Annotated in this window: 14 protein-coding genes; 13 read left to right on the forward strand and 1 reads right to left on the reverse strand. The window is 42.0% G+C overall.

Going from position 1 to position 13,385, the window contains the following annotated elements; translation table 11 throughout:
- Positions 1-21: 21 nt before the first annotated feature.
- From SB24_RS16580 to manA, 4 genes are all read left to right on the forward strand, one after another.
- The gene (locus SB24_RS16580; RefSeq protein WP_033574162.1) at positions 22-939 is read left to right on the forward strand and encodes an MBL fold metallo-hydrolase; all 918 of its coding nucleotides are present in this window, start codon (positions 22-24) and stop codon (positions 937-939) included.
- A 229-nt stretch (positions 940-1,168) separates the two neighbouring features.
- Complete coding sequence (locus SB24_RS16585; RefSeq protein WP_015417888.1) at positions 1,169-3,121, forward strand: mannose transport/utilization transcriptional regulator ManR; 1,953 nt, start codon at positions 1,169-1,171, stop codon at positions 3,119-3,121.
- Positions 3,122-3,273: 152 nt separating this feature from the next.
- Positions 3,274-5,232, forward strand: a complete 1,959-nt coding sequence (locus SB24_RS16590) for a fructose-specific PTS transporter subunit EIIC (protein WP_033574161.1) — start codon at positions 3,274-3,276, stop codon at positions 5,230-5,232.
- A gap of 14 nt (positions 5,233-5,246) precedes the next feature.
- Positions 5,247-6,194, forward strand: a complete 948-nt coding sequence (gene manA / locus SB24_RS16595; RefSeq protein WP_033574160.1) for a mannose-6-phosphate isomerase, class I — start codon at positions 5,247-5,249, stop codon at positions 6,192-6,194.
- A 94-nt stretch (positions 6,195-6,288) separates the two neighbouring features.
- Here the strand turns inward: manA and SB24_RS16600 are convergent, their stop codons facing one another.
- Positions 6,289-7,014: a MurR/RpiR family transcriptional regulator gene (locus tag SB24_RS16600; RefSeq protein WP_015417885.1), complete on the reverse strand. Its 726-nt coding sequence runs from the start codon at positions 7,012-7,014 to the stop codon at positions 6,289-6,291.
- A 258-nt stretch (positions 7,015-7,272) separates the two neighbouring features.
- Here SB24_RS16600 and SB24_RS16605 point away from each other — a divergent pair, with 258 nt between their 5' ends.
- The 9 genes from SB24_RS16605 to SB24_RS16640 all read left to right on the forward strand — a co-directional run bounded on the left by SB24_RS16605 (position 7,273) and on the right by SB24_RS16640 (position 13,369).
- Complete coding sequence (locus tag SB24_RS16605; protein ID WP_015417884.1) at positions 7,273-8,058, forward strand: Cof-type HAD-IIB family hydrolase; 786 nt, start codon at positions 7,273-7,275, stop codon at positions 8,056-8,058.
- A gap of 32 nt (positions 8,059-8,090) precedes the next feature.
- Positions 8,091-8,894, forward strand: a complete 804-nt coding sequence (locus SB24_RS16610; protein ID WP_015417883.1) for an HAD-IIB family hydrolase — start codon at positions 8,091-8,093, stop codon at positions 8,892-8,894.
- A 171-nt stretch (positions 8,895-9,065) separates the two neighbouring features.
- On the forward strand, positions 9,066-9,398 hold the full coding sequence (locus SB24_RS16615) for a DUF2651 family protein (protein ID WP_077392153.1): 333 nt from the start codon (positions 9,066-9,068) through the stop codon (positions 9,396-9,398).
- Positions 9,399-9,584: 186 nt separating this feature from the next.
- Positions 9,585-10,085 (forward strand): DinB family protein, encoded by a 501-nt coding sequence (locus tag SB24_RS16620; RefSeq protein WP_015417882.1) that lies wholly within the window; start codon positions 9,585-9,587, stop codon positions 10,083-10,085.
- Between the two features lie 161 nt (positions 10,086-10,246).
- On the forward strand, positions 10,247-10,768 hold the full coding sequence (gene satA / locus SB24_RS16625; RefSeq protein ID WP_033574159.1) for a streptothricin N-acetyltransferase SatA: 522 nt from the start codon (positions 10,247-10,249) through the stop codon (positions 10,766-10,768).
- A 113-nt stretch (positions 10,769-10,881) separates the two neighbouring features.
- Positions 10,882-10,944, forward strand: coding sequence for a tetracycline resistance efflux system leader peptide (locus SB24_RS20685; RefSeq protein WP_134816631.1), 63 nt, complete (start codon positions 10,882-10,884; stop codon positions 10,942-10,944).
- A gap of 33 nt (positions 10,945-10,977) precedes the next feature.
- Complete coding sequence (tet, locus tag SB24_RS16630; protein WP_015417880.1) at positions 10,978-12,354, forward strand: Tet(L)/Tet(K)/Tet(45) family tetracycline efflux MFS transporter; 1,377 nt, start codon at positions 10,978-10,980, stop codon at positions 12,352-12,354.
- 98 nt (positions 12,355-12,452) lie between these two features.
- Positions 12,453-12,671: a hypothetical protein gene (locus SB24_RS16635; RefSeq protein WP_033574158.1), complete on the forward strand. Its 219-nt coding sequence runs from the start codon at positions 12,453-12,455 to the stop codon at positions 12,669-12,671.
- 164 nt (positions 12,672-12,835) lie between these two features.
- Positions 12,836-13,369: an ATP-binding protein gene (locus SB24_RS16640; protein WP_033574157.1), complete on the forward strand. Its 534-nt coding sequence runs from the start codon at positions 12,836-12,838 to the stop codon at positions 13,367-13,369.
- Positions 13,370-13,385 lie beyond the last annotated feature (16 nt).

Consider the following 13,385-nt stretch of genomic DNA (forward strand, 5'->3'; position numbering starts at 1 on the left):
ACGTGTCAAGGGAGAATGATAATGAAAAAAAGATATGAAAACTTGAATGGCGTGAAGAATGAACATGGATTCAGGGACATGTGGAAATGGATGAAAGAACGAAGAGAAAAAAGTAAAGACTTAAGCGAGAACATTCCGAAAGCGGTCACAAGGGATGTCCGTGATGTTGCCGTCAATCGGACGGAAACCGCCATAACATGGATCGGCCATTCTTCATTTCTGATCCAAATACAGGGGCTTAACATAATGACCGACCCTGTATGGGCGCGGAGGATGGGTTTTCAAAAACGGCTGACAGAGCCGGGATATGAATTGAGCGAACTGCCTGACATTGATGCCGTGCTCATTTCACACGGGCATTATGACCATCTTGATTTTCCGAGTATAAAAAAACTGAGAGGAAACCCGGATTTTTACGTGCCTGCGGGATTGAAAAAGCTGTTCAACAAAAAAGGCCGCAAAAAGGTTCATGAAATGAATTGGTGGGATCGTTTTGAGCTGCGGGGGGTGAACATATCATTTGTTCCGGCCCAGCACTGGACACGGAGAACGCTTTGGGATACCGCTACCTCTCATTGGGGAGGCTGGGTCATAGAAAGCAAAAACGGCGAGTCCATCTATTTTGCAGGAGATACAGGCTATTTTGAAGGCTTTAAAGAAATCGGAGAGAGGTTTCGTATTAAGGCGGCTCTGATGCCGATCGGAGCATACGAACCGGAATGGTTTATGCAAGTGTCACATATCAATCCGGAAGACGCCGTAAAAGCGTTTTTGGAGCTGAAGGCTGACAGCTTCATTCCCATGCATTACGGGGCATTCCGGCTTGCTGATGATACAGGCCCGGAAGCATTAAGCAGACTGCACGGCGAGTGGGATCGGCTTGCATTACCTCCTGAAAACCTGAAAGCATTAGCGCTTGGCGAAACATTTTGGCTGTAACAGCAGGTTTTCGCTGCCGACACCAATCGTTTAAAAACGGTTGGTGTTTTGACGTCAATCAAAGGTGAATTGTCTCTGTATAAAACATGATTTTTCCGGAACCTGCGGTAAAAAACAAAACTTTTTACTCTTTTGTTTCACTATAAAATGAAAACGGTTTCGTATGCGCAGTATATTTAACCTATCACAATTGCTCCAGCAGAAACGGACAGGAAGGATAGAAAAACAGATGAAATACATGAATTCAAGGCAGAAAAAGATTTTGTATCTGTTGTTATCTGAACCTGATGACTACTTAGTTGTGCAAGATTTCGCAGACAGGGTCCGCTGTTCTGAAAAAACGATCAGGAATGATTTGAAAACGATTGAAGATTTCCTGAATGAACATGCTCAAGCTCAGCTGATCCGCAAACCGGGATTAGGCGTCTATTTACATATATCGGAACAGGAAAGGTCACGGTTAAGCCGGCAAATTTATAATGAGCACTTTACGTGCAGGCACAAGACCGATGAAGAAAGAATACTTCACATCGCTTATGATTTATTAATGAATTCAAAGCCCATTTCCGCAAAAGAAATTGCCGCACAGCATTTTGTAAACAGAGCTTCCATTAAAAAGGATGTAAGTGCGGTTGAAGAGTGGCTGAAGCGATTTGATCTCACGCTGGTTTCTAAACAGCGGCTCGGCTTAAAGATTGAAGGGGACGAAAAAAACAAAAGAAAAGCATTGGCACGAATTTCAGATTTGATTGATAATGCGGAATTTACAAGCCAATTTATAAAAAGTAAGTTTTTAAGTTATGAAGCGGACTTTGTGAGAAAAGAAATCAAGTTATTACAAAAAAACCATTCTATCTATTTTACGGATGAAACATTTGAAAGTTTGCTGCTGCATACATTGCTGACTATCCGCCGTATCAAAATGAAACAGCCGGTCGCCATTTCTGCAAGACAGCTGGACGCGGTAAAAAAGAAGAAAGAATATGAATGGACACTGGCTTGTTTAAAACGGCTTGAGCCGGTATTTGCCATACGGTTTCCTGAGGAAGAAGCCGTCTATTTAACTTTACATATAATAGGCGGGAAAGTCCGCTATCCATCGCAGCAAGAAAAGAAGCTTGATCTTGAAGATTCTGAGCTTTCCAAAGTCGTCAGGCATTTGATCAATCGTGTTTCAGAACTGCAAATGCTGGATTTTCATAAAGACCAGGAACTAATCAACGGATTGAACATTCATCTCGATCCGGTGTTGAAGCGGCTGAGCTATGATCTCTCTGTTTCAAACCCCATGCTTCACGACATCAAAAAAATGTACCCTTATTTGTTTCATCTTATCATTGACGTTTTAGAAGACATCAATCAAACATTTGATCTTTATATTCCTGAAGAAGAGGCGGCCTATTTGACGCTGCATTTTCAGGCAGCGATCGAACGGCTGCGCCGAAGCAGTCATAACCCTAAAAGGACGATCATCGTCTGCCATATGGGCATTGGCATGTCACAATTGCTGCGGACTAAAATTGAACGCAAATTTCATCACATTACGGTAAAAGACTGTATCGCAAAAGCGGAGCTGACAGAGTATATCAAAAAGCATAAAGATATAGATTTCGTCATTTCTACGATAGGGCTTGGAAATGTAACGATCCCTCATATTGTCGTATCACCGCTTTTGGAGTCTGCTGATGAAAAGAAGCTCAGCGCATTTATGCAACAGCTTGATACATCACACCGCCGGGAGCAAAAAACGTTTAAAATGCTGAACGACACGACTCCTTTTCTCGTTTTTTTACAGCAAGAGACAGAGCACCGTTATCAGGTCATTGAAAAGCTGGCGCAAGCTTTGTATGAAAAAGGCTATGTAGAAAAAGAGTATGGCATTCATGCAGTAATGAGAGAAAAAATGTCGGCGACAAATATCGGGGCGGGTATTGCCATCCCTCACGCAAACTCTAAATATATCAAACAATCAGCCATTGCAATCGCCACCTTAAAAGAGCCGATTGAATGGGGGACAGAAAAGGTGTCGCTCGTTTTTATGCTTGCCGTCAAACACGAAGATCAAAACAAGGTAAAGCAATTATTCAGTGAGCTTTCCTATCTTAGCGAGCAGCCGGCATTTATTCAAAAACTGACGGAAGAAAAAAATGTGATGACGTTTTTATCGTATTTAAACTATTAAAAGCAGGGAATGGCTCCCTGCTTTTTTTCTGTTTATAGGGAAAAATGCCGTTATTTCCGGAACTTATGGTAAAAAAACGCGCTTATCACAGGCTGATTTCAGTATAAAGTTGAGACAAGATCTTGAAATTCAGACTGCAAAGGAGGATTTATATGAAACTGTTAGCGATTACATCATGTCCGAACGGCATTGCCCATACGTATATGGCTGCTGAAAATTTACAAAAAGCAGCCGGCAGATTAGGCGTTGAGATCAAAGTGGAAACCCAGGGCGGAATCGGGGTGGAAAATAGGCTGACCGAAGAGGAAATCCGGGAAGCAGACGCAATCATTATCGCGGCGGACCGCTCGGTGAACAAAGACCGATTCGCGGGAAAAAAGCTGCTGGCTGTCGGGGTTCAGGAAGGCATCCGCAAACCGGAAGAATTAATTCAAAAAGCGCTTAGCGGTGGAGTGCCGGTCTATCAATCTGCTTCAAAAGCTGAATCCGCAAGTCAGCAGGGCAAAAAACAAAACCCCATTTACCGTCATTTAATGAACGGCGTTTCTTTTATGGTTCCTTTCATTGTCGTCGGCGGATTATTGATAGCGGTTGCATTGACGCTTGGAGGAGAAAAAACACCAAAGGGGTTAGTCATTCCGGACGAGTCTTTTTGGAAAACGATTGAACAGATCGGCAGTGCTTCTTTTTCATTCATGATCCCGATTTTAGCCGGGTATATCGCGTTCAGCATCGCTGATAAGCCGGGGCTTGTCCCCGGAATGATCGGCGGATATATTGCGGCATCCGGCAGCTTTTACGACAGTGCAAGCGGCGCAGGATTTCTTGGGGGAATCATTGCGGGATTTTTGGCGGGATATGCGGCGCTTGGAATCAAAAAATGTAAAGTTCCTAAAGCAATTCAGCCGATTATGCCGATTATTATTATTCCGGTGTTTGCCTCACTGATCGTCGGTTTGGCGTTTGTCTTTCTGATCGGCGCCCCCGTCGCTCATATTTTCGCATCATTAACGGTTTGGCTTGCGGGAATGAAAGGTTCGAGCTCAATTCTCCTGGCATTGATTTTAGGAGCGATGATCTCCTTTGATATGGGAGGACCCGTAAACAAGGTGGCCTTTCTTTTCGGATCGGCAATGATCGGAGAAGGAAATTATGAAATTATGGGCCCGATTGCCGTTTCCATTTGTATACCGCCGATAGGGCTTGGGATTGCAACGTTTTTAGGAAAAAGAAAATTCGCCGCCGCAGAAAGAGAAATGGGAAAAGCATCATTTACGATGGGCCTTTTCGGTATCACGGAAGGAGCCATTCCATTTGCGGCCCAAGACCCCCTTCGTGTGATCCCGAGTATTATGGCGGGTTCTATGACCGGCTCGGTGATAGCGATGATCGGCCATGTGGGGGACAGAGTGGCACACGGCGGCCCCATCGTTGCTGTACTTGGAGCAGTAGATCATGTACTGATGTTTTTTATCGCTGTAACAGCAGGCTCTCTTGTCACCGCTCTGTTGGTTAATGTACTGAAGAAAGATATGGCGAAATCCCCCGCGCCCGGCGAGGTGCTGCCGTCTGCCGAACCAAATGAAGCTGCAGCGGCAAAAGAAAGAAAGGAACCATCTCAGGCTGACAGCCGAAAAGCCGGGATGACCGAAATCAAAAAACTGACTGACATTATCAGTACGGACTTGATTGAACCGCATTTATCCGGCGAAACGAGGGATGACATTATCGATGAAATGATCGAGAAAATGTCCCGTAAAGGTATGCTGCTGTCTGACAGCGGATTTAAGCAGGCCATTTTGAGCCGGGAACAGCAGGGAACCACGGCGATAGGTATGAATATCGCCATTCCGCACGGAAAGTCTGAAACCGTCAAAACGCCGGGTGTCGCATTCGGAATAAGGCGTTCGGGTGTTGACTGGAACAGCCTTGATGGTTCTGATGCAAAACTGATTTTTATGATTGCCGTACCGAAGGAAAGCGGCGGAAATCAGCATCTGAAAATATTGCAGATGTTATCCCGAAAACTGATGGATGACAGCTATCGGGAAAGGCTGCTCTCCGTTCAGACAAAAGAAGAGGCGTATGAGCTTCTGGAAGAAATCGAATAAAGCGGGGGATGATCATGTCTACTGAACCGATATTTTTCAATCCGGTTTTCAAAGAAAGGATTTGGGGAGGCGCCGCCCTGCGTGATTTTCACTATAATATTCCGTCCGAGCGGACAGGGGAGTGCTGGGCCTTCGCCGCTCATCAAAATGGACAGAGCACAGTTCGAAACGGCATGTATAAAGGATGTACGCTCGGTAAATTGTGGGAGCATCACAGAGATTTATTCGGAAACCTTGAAGGAGATCGTTTTCCTCTTCTTACAAAAATTTTGGATGCGGACCAAGACCTGTCCGTTCAGGTGCATCCGAATGATGACTTTGCCAAAATGCATGAAAACGGGGAACTTGGAAAAACCGAATGCTGGTATATCATTGATTGTGAAAAAGATGCGGAGATCATTTTCGGCCACAACGCAACAACAAAAGAAGAACTGATATCCATGATTGAGCGCGGAGAATGGGACGGGCTCCTGAACAGAGTTAAGGTAAAGCCGGGAGATTTCTTCTTTGTCCCAAGCGGCACCGTACACGCGATTGGAAAGAGCACACTTATTTTAGAGACGCAGCAAAATTCAGATACGACTTACAGATTGTATGACTACGGAAGAAAAGATGCGGACGGCAGGATGCGCGAGCTCCATTTGGAAAAAAGTATAGAAGTGATAGACATTCCATCTGTCCGTGAACGGCCGACCGTTCAATATAAACAAACAGATGATCTGCTGGCAGCTGTTTTAATAGAATGTCCTTATTTTTCAGTCGAAAAGTGGGTTGTAAAAGGTGAAGCAAATCTATTCCAGCATCATCCCTTCCTTCTTGTCAGCGTGATCGAAGGAGACGGAATAATGATTGCAGGCGGTCATGAATATCCCTTTAGAAAAGGAGATCATATTCTCCTGCCTTCCGGTTTGGGAGAATATAAACTGGCGGGCCATGCAAATTGTATTGTGTCTCATCTGTGATCCTCAAAACCCTTCTCTGGCATCAGAGAAGGGTTTCTCATCACTTTTGCAAAAATACCGAAATTTCCAGCGTGTCAGTGGTTCGTTCCTGAATTTATTCTCTCAATTTGTATATCTCCCGAGCCATTGATTCAAGTATGTACATAGCGGGGATTTGGGTGGTGATATTCGCATTTTCAACCCATTCTTCCGTCACGTAATATGAAATATTCACATCGGCCATTTTGGCAATGGTTGAATGTTTATGATTTGTAATACTGATGACCCGGCTGCCTTCTTGTTTCAGCTGATTCAGATGAGTCACCGTAGAATCTCCTTCACCTGAAACCGATAATGCGATCGTGATGCTGTTATGACGGAAATGGGAATGGGCCGGAAAGTAAGGATCTTTAATATACATTGAAAGTTTCCCTAAGCACGAAAAATATCTGGCTCCGTATTCGGCGAGAATTCCTGAACTTCCCACTCCGATAAAAATAACGCTTTCTGCATCGGCCGCAAGGGCTGCTGCTTCCTTCAGCTTTTCTTCCATCCCTCCGCTTACTGTTCTTTCAAAAAATTCGGCAACGGAATGATGGGGACTCTTTAAAATCGTTTTTTTATTTGCCTCCGTATACATTTTCAGCTTCACCTTAAACTCCGAAAACCCTTCACAGTTTATTTTTTTGCAGAAACGTAAAATAGAAGCCGTAGATACATGGGTTTCATTTGCCAATTCACGGATTCGCATATAGACGACTTTCTCGCTGTTTTGGGAGATGTAGTTGTATAAAGAAGTTTCAAGCTCGTTAAATGAAGCAATCATTTCGTGTGTGAACATGCAGGGGGATTCTCCTTTTTATGAGAATGGTGAATGTACATCTAATCGTAACATATCATTTTTAAAAGAAACATAGTGTTATATTTATGTGACAAATCACTTTTTGTGTCATTCAAAACAAGACGTCAGCCAATGATTTACGGCGCAAAACAACTGCGGATATAATTCGTTCATACGCTTTATGCATGATCTCTTCAAGGGTCTCTGACAAAAGCGGCCGAAAAAAGGAGGACAATATGAAAACTGATAGCGGTTGATATGGACGGAACGTTTTTGAATGATGAAATGGCATATAACAAAGAGCGTTTTATGAATCAGTATCGTGAATTAAAATCGCGGGGAATTAAATTTGCCGTAGCAAGCGGAAACCAGTATGCGCAGCTTACATCCTTCTTTCCGGAAATCAAAAGTGAAATCGCTTTCGTTGCCGAGAATGGCGCTTTCGTCGTGAATGCCGGAGAAGAATTATTCGCGGGCAGGATGTCTGAAGACACTATAAAAGCAGTGATCCGTGCTTTAAAGCAGTATGAGGTGAATAACGTCATTGTCTGCGGAAAAAAAAGCGCGTATATTCATGAAAATGCCGGTGAAGATGAATATCTGCATGCCAGTAAGTATTATTATGTGTTAAAAAGGGTGCCGCATTTTGAAAACATCGATGATGACATTTTAAAATTTTCCATCAGCTTTCCCGCCGAACATTGTTCCGCACTTCTGAGCCGTTTAAAAAACGCCATCGGGTCTTTCGTCACGCCTGTATCAAGCGGGCACGGTGACATAGATCTGATCATACCGGGGCTTCATAAAGCAAGCGGGATTAAGCTCCTCCAGAAACAATGGGGGATGGGCGATGAAGAGTGTGCGGCCTTCGGAGACAGCGGCAATGATTTGGAGATGGTGTCTGCCGTGAAATATGGAGTCGCCATGGATAATGCACATAAAAGCATTAAACAGGCTGCGGCGCATATCACGCAATCAAACAATGAAGAAGGGGTCTTAAATGCGATTGATTCCATCCTCAAATGTGAAAAACCCTTTGTCTGAAAAAGACGTTTTAACTGCGGAGGTGCTAAACGATGATTAAATTAGTGATTACGGATTTAGACGGTACATTTTTAAATAATCAAGGCGATTTTGACAGAACGTTATTTGAAAAAACAAAACGAGTAATGGAGGAACAGCATGTCGCTTTCGCCATCTGCACCGGGAAGCAGTGTGAAAGGGTGGAAGCTTTATTCGGAGAAGATGCGAACGATTTTTGGATTTTAGGAGACAGTGCCACACGTATAAAAAAGAACGGCAAGTTCGTATATGAATCTTTGATCAGCAATGAAGCGGGACTGTCAATTATAGGCGCTTTAGAAAAAATCAGCTGCGGGCATAGCATTATCGCATGCACAAAAAATGGCGCGATCGTAAAAGAAAATCTGTCTGAAAGTGAGATGAAATATGTAAATGCCTCTTATGCACATGTAACGAAAATAACTGATTTTACTGAGATAAAAGACGATTTTATCAAGATTACGGTTCATGACCCCGACGCCAACTGTCCGGAAACGAGAGAAAAGCTGCATGAATTTTTTCACCAATTATATATCGTAGCATCAGAGGATACCTGGATGGACATATCAAATATCGGAATACATAAAGGAACAACAGTACAAGAACTGCAGCGATTATTAGGGGTTTCGGCTGATGAAACAATGGCGTTCGGAGACGGCCGCAATGACAAAGAATTGATGGAAGCGGCATCCTACAGCTTTGCGGTTAAGAACGCCATTGACGAAATAAAAGATGCGGCGCACTTTGTCATCAAATCAAATGAGGAAAGCAGCGTCATGTACACGATTTTGAGAATATTAGCGCTGCAAAAACAATGATGGGCTAAAATCAATGCGGCAGGGCTTACTAGGGATAGAAAAAGCGGGCTATCCTCAGACTTTAATTCACTTCTGGTTTTTCTAAAATATGTTAAAAATGAATAAATATCTATATTTGACTCGATTATTGGTATAATATGTATAAAATGAATGAAGCGGTGTAATATCAAGATGAAAAAAATCACTTCATATCAGACAAAAAGTCGGAACTGCCTCGTTTTGAAATTGGGAGGTGTTTGTATTAGCCCGCTGTTGAGCCCCGCGTATATCATTCTTATTTTTCTTCCGGCAGCTTCTTTTCTGTTAGGGATTTTAGGATATTTCATCTTTAAAAAAGTATGGATGATGGTTGTTATTGTCTTCATTTTGTCCTTGATATTCATGTTTATTGTAATAGGCGCCGAACCGACATTTTTCATTTGGGTGGCTATGATGACGGGGAGCTGTTTTGTCTCCGGTTCAATCACTAAGACGATATGGACTTTCGCAAAGAAAAAATATTAGACAGAAGAACCCTGTTTGAACAGCTATCCTTTTTTTGTCGATTGAAGAAAAAGAAGTATAGAGTTATCCGTTATGTTCTTATATTTTGTCTGTTATTGTCAGGTCTGTCTATCGTTTTGTCTAAACGGAGCACTATAATTGAACTGTAGATACATAGAAAAACAAAAAAGGATAAGGAGGATTTTTATGTTTCAAACCTTAGACCATTTTTTGAAATCTTGGGAATTCGAAGCCGATGCGACACAAAAACTGCTGAATCATCTGACTGATGAATCACTTAAACAAGAAATCACTTCAGAACATTGGACTTTAGGCCGTATTGCTTGGCATACTGTCGCTGCCATTCACATCATTACCTCAAACACAGATTTAACGTTTCACGCTCCGGCCGAAGATTATCCTGTTCCTGCATCGGCTCGGTTTATTGCTGAGAGTTATCATCAAGCCAGTAATGCATTTGTACAGGCGTTAAAAACGCAATGGACTGACGATACACTTCAAGAATGTGTCAACTTTATTGGTCAGCAATTGCCAAATGGTTCACTTTTGATGTTTTTAATTCAACATCAAAACCATCATCGAGGACAAATGACTGTCCTTATGAGACAAGCAGGTTTATCTGTTCCGGGTATTTACGGTCCGGCAAAAGAGGAATGGATTAAATTCGGTTTGGAAGCTCCGAAATAGGATATTGTTGTAAGGGCTCGAATGAATAGATGATACCAATCGATGTTGGTATCTTTTTTGTTTTAGTCTTAGAGTGATTAAACCGGTATCCATGACATGCAGACGAATCAACAGTTCAATAGATGTAAATTAAGGTCAATAAATGCAGAAAGGTGATTATGATGATAACTAAAATGACGCGATTCAATATGAAAGACTTCAATAAACCAAACGAACCTTTCGTAGTTTCAGGGAGAATCATCCCTTCATTTGAGGACAATGTTTGGACATATACAGAGGAGAAATTTGCTGAGCCTTATGTCAAAAAATATGACGATGAAGACATTGATGTCAGTTATATTGAAGAAGAGGATAAAGTTGTCTTTTTTTATTACGCAGAGAACGACTGTGTCGGCCGGAGTAAGCTTCGTTCTAATTGGAATGGATACGCACTGATTGAAGACATTGCCGTTGCAGAAGATTATAGAAAAAATGGTGTCGGGACGGCTTTATTACATAAAGCGATTGAGTGGGCAAAGGAGAATCATTTATGCGGTCTTATGCTTGAAACACAAGATATTAATGTTTCAGCTTGTCATTTTTATGCCAAAAATAACTTTGTCATAGGAGCGGTCGATACAATGCTTTATTCCAATTTTTCAACAGCAAATGAAATTGCGGTTTTTTGGTACTGTAAATTTTAAATATAATAGTATTTGATGTTTTGTCATTTAGCGGGTGTGTGTCGCGAAGTATTCAAAACATCTGCTTGAGGATTTATAATAAGGTATATCAATCAATGCAGGGGGAGTTATGTATGAAGTGCAAAAAAATGAACAGGGTACAATTAAAAGAGGGAAGCGTATCAATGGCCCTATAAACTGCGTCTGCCCTCATTAATGGAGGGAAAGTTGTGAATACGCCTTATTCACAGTCAGCTTTACGGCACAACCAAGTGTTCATTTGGCTTTGTGTTCTGTCATTTTTCAGCGTATTAAATGAAATGGTTTTGAACGTCTCGTTACCTGATATCGCCAACGATTTTCATAAACTGCCGGCGAGTGCAAACTGGGTGAACACGGCCTTTATGTTAACTTTTTCCATCGGAACTGCTCTGTATGGGAAGTTATCAGATCAGCTGGGCATCAAAAAGCTGCTTCTATTTGGAATTATGGTAAATGGCCTCGGATCGATCATTGGATTTGTCGGACACTCTTTCTTTCCTGTACTCATTCTGGCCCGATTTATTCAAGGGGCTGGTGCAGCCGCATTCCCGGCTCTTGTGATGGTTGCAGCAGTACGCTATATTCCGAAAGAAAACAGGGGTAAAGCATTTGGTCTGATCGGGTCGCTGGTGGCAATGGGGGAAGGCGCCGGACCAGCTATTGGCGGAATGATCGCTCATTATATTCACTGGTCATATTTGCTGCTTATTCCGACAGCAACAGTTATCACCGTTCCATTCTTGATGAAACTGCTGGAAAAGGAAGAAAGAATCAGCGGGCGCTTTGATATGGCGGGAATTATATTAATATCTGCAGGCATCGTATTTTTTCTGCTGTTTACAACGTCATATAGACTATCTTTTCTGATCATCAGTATTCTAGCTTTCCTGATATTTGTGAAACATATTAGGAAAACTCAAGATCCCTTTGTTGACCCTGCACTGGGGAAAAATGTCTTGTTTATGATAGGCGTCCTTTGCGGAGGCCTGATATTCGGCACTGCTGCAGGATTTGTGTCTATGGTTCCTTATATGATGAAAGATGTTCACCATTTAAGTACTGCGGCAATTGGAAGCGGGATTATGTTTCCCGGAACGATGAGCGTCATCATCTTCGGTTACATTGGAGGATGGCTTGTTGATCGGAAAGGTTCTTTATATGTGCTGACCATTGGGATTGCATTGATGTCTTTCAGCTTTTTAATCGCTGCCTTTTTTATAGATGCGACACCATGGCTCATGACCGTTATCATCGTTTTTGTTTTTGGGGGGCTCTCCTTCACAAAAACGGTTATATCTACAATTGTGTCTGGCAGTTTGAAACAAAAGGAAGCCGGCGCCGGAATGAGTCTGCTTAATTTTACGAGCTTTTTATCAGAGGGAACGGGTATTTCGATTGCAGGCGGTTTATTATCGACCCGCTTGCTGGATCAAAGGCTGCTGCCTGTTAACGCTGATCATTCCGCTTATTTGTACAGTAATATGCTCATTCTTTTTGCAGGAATCATCGTTATGAGCTGGCTGTTAACCATGAATGTCTATAAACGTTCGCAAAGAAATGACTAAAAAGGGAAAAGGATCAAACTTGATAAAAGTTTTGATCCTTTTTTTGAGGAGCTTCCTTATTCCGAAACCTTTTGTCGATCAATGAAAGGGGAGTTAAAGTGAATTACATTTATAAGAAAAAGGAAAAGAAAAATGGAAATTGTATCATTTCAATCAGAGATAAATGGGAGAATGCACTTATTGAGTTTGAACAAAAAAATAATCAAATTGAGATCATGATCAATTATCGTAACGAGAAAACAACCAAGTTTTCACTGCCAATCGAGACTTTTGAGAAAGTGTATGAGGATATTAAAATAGGCCGGGGAGAAAGTTAATCATTCTGTTTGAAAATGACCATGATGTTCGTAAGCAGTATGGTTTTAACACGCATTTGGATTTCCCTGGCAAAATAAAGGTTTTTGGGGATTTATGTTAAAATAATAGTAAGAACCTTGGGCAGCGGACAGGGAGTTTCGTTGCTTCATAAGGAGAGGGAACTATGAATAATATTCACATACTGGGAGCCTCCGGAGTCGGAACTTCAACATTGGGTGTTGCATTATCAAAGCATTTGCCTCATACGCATCTTGATACCGATGATTACTATTGGACAGATAAATTCACTAAGAAAAGAGAAATTCCTGAAAGAAGAAAGTTGCTTGAAAAAGACTTGACAATAAATGAGAAATGGATTCTTTCTGGCGCAGTGTGCGGCTGGGGCGATGATCTAAAAAGTTATTTTGACCTTGTCATCTTCTTATGGATTCCGCAAGATATACGGCTTGAGAGATTAAGGCATAGGGAATTTCAGCGTTATGGAAACGAAGTGTTAGCCGGCGGCAGTAAATATGAACAATCAAAAACATTTTTAGAGTGGGCTTCTTTATATGATAATGCCGGAATGGAAGTTAGAAGCAAAGCTTTACACGAACATTGGATGGCGGATTTATCTTGTCCATTGCTGAAAATTGAAGGAGATTACTCAGTCAATGAAAGAGTTGATCGTGTCTTGGATTATCTGAATTTTAATTAAACTAACGGATGGTGAT

The organism is Bacillus sp. Pc3, from assembly GCF_000815145.1.
Classification (GTDB): Bacteria; Bacillota; Bacilli; order Bacillales; family Bacillaceae; genus Bacillus; species Bacillus velezensis.

What these genes read in the sequence shown, in the direction of transcription:
- SB24_RS16585 (WP_015417888.1), top strand. Translation starts at nt 1,169, where the DNA reads ATGAAATACATGAATTCAAGGCAGAAAAAGATTTTGTATCTGTTGTTA.
- satA (WP_033574159.1), top strand. Translation starts at nt 10,247, where the DNA reads ATGATAACTAAAATGACGCGATTCAATATGAAAGACTTCAATAAACCA.
- SB24_RS16580 (WP_033574162.1), top strand. Translation starts at nt 22, where the DNA reads ATGAAAAAAAGATATGAAAACTTGAATGGCGTGAAGAATGAACATGGA.
- SB24_RS16615 (WP_077392153.1), top strand. Translation starts at nt 9,066, where the DNA reads ATGAAAAAAATCACTTCATATCAGACAAAAAGTCGGAACTGCCTCGTT.
- SB24_RS16605 (WP_015417884.1), top strand. Translation starts at nt 7,273, where the DNA reads ATGGACGGAACGTTTTTGAATGATGAAATGGCATATAACAAAGAGCGT.
- SB24_RS16610 (WP_015417883.1), top strand. Translation starts at nt 8,091, where the DNA reads ATGATTAAATTAGTGATTACGGATTTAGACGGTACATTTTTAAATAAT.
- SB24_RS16600 (WP_015417885.1), bottom strand. Translation starts at nt 7,014, where the DNA reads ATGTTCACACACGAAATGATTGCTTCATTTAACGAGCTTGAAACTTCT.
- SB24_RS16640 (WP_033574157.1), top strand. Translation starts at nt 12,836, where the DNA reads ATGAATAATATTCACATACTGGGAGCCTCCGGAGTCGGAACTTCAACA.
- SB24_RS16590 (WP_033574161.1), top strand. Translation starts at nt 3,274, where the DNA reads ATGAAACTGTTAGCGATTACATCATGTCCGAACGGCATTGCCCATACG.
- manA (WP_033574160.1), top strand. Translation starts at nt 5,247, where the DNA reads ATGTCTACTGAACCGATATTTTTCAATCCGGTTTTCAAAGAAAGGATT.
- SB24_RS16620 (WP_015417882.1), top strand. Translation starts at nt 9,585, where the DNA reads ATGTTTCAAACCTTAGACCATTTTTTGAAATCTTGGGAATTCGAAGCC.